The organism is Variovorax sp. Varisp85, assembly GCF_047304045.1.
Classification (GTDB): Bacteria; Pseudomonadota; Gammaproteobacteria; order Burkholderiales; family Burkholderiaceae_C; genus Variovorax.
Map to the genome: position 1 here is coordinate 1 of NZ_JBGLYN010000151.1, position 596 is coordinate 596.

Annotated in this window: 1 protein-coding gene; it reads right to left on the reverse strand. The window is 71.0% G+C overall.

The window, feature by feature from the left end; translation table 11 throughout:
- A partial coding sequence (locus ACCC97_RS28800) for a CsgG/HfaB family protein (RefSeq protein WP_413336389.1) occupies positions 1-596 on the reverse strand: 596 nt, incomplete at both ends.

The window sequence follows — 596 nt, forward strand, 5'->3', positions numbered from 1 at the left end:
CCGCCGCCGAGGCCCTGGCCGCGCACCGTCTGCGCCTTGTAGTTGCGCAGCGAACGCACCATCTGGTTGAAGGCGTCCATGAAGGCCGCGGCAATCACCTTGCCCTGCGCGGTGTTGGTGTAGCCGCCGAGGCCGCCGCCCGCGCTGCGGCCGGCCAGCGCGCCGAAGGCGCCGAAATCGGTCTTGGAGGCGCTGCCTTCGGAGGCCGCGACCTGCACGCCCGAGCGGTTGTCGATCAGTGTCAGCAGGGCGCTGGCTTCCTTGGTCTGCATGTTGCCGCCGATGGCCGCCAGTGCGCGGCCACGGCCGCCACCCACCAGCCCGCCCAGCGCCCCGCCGATGCCGCCCGCGTCGCTGTTGCTGAACACGATCTCGGGCGACAGGCCGTAGTCGGAGGCCACCATCTGGCCGCGGCCGAAGTTGCTGCCGCCGCGCATTTCACCCGACTGCATCAGCGCGCGCTCGCGCGTCATCGCGTTCATGCCGGCCGCGCCGCGCTCGACCACGATGAAGCAGTTCGATTGCTGCACCAGCAGGCGCAGCAGGTTGGCCGTGGGCGGCAGGCGGTATTCGCCGGTAAGGATGGTGTACCAGCC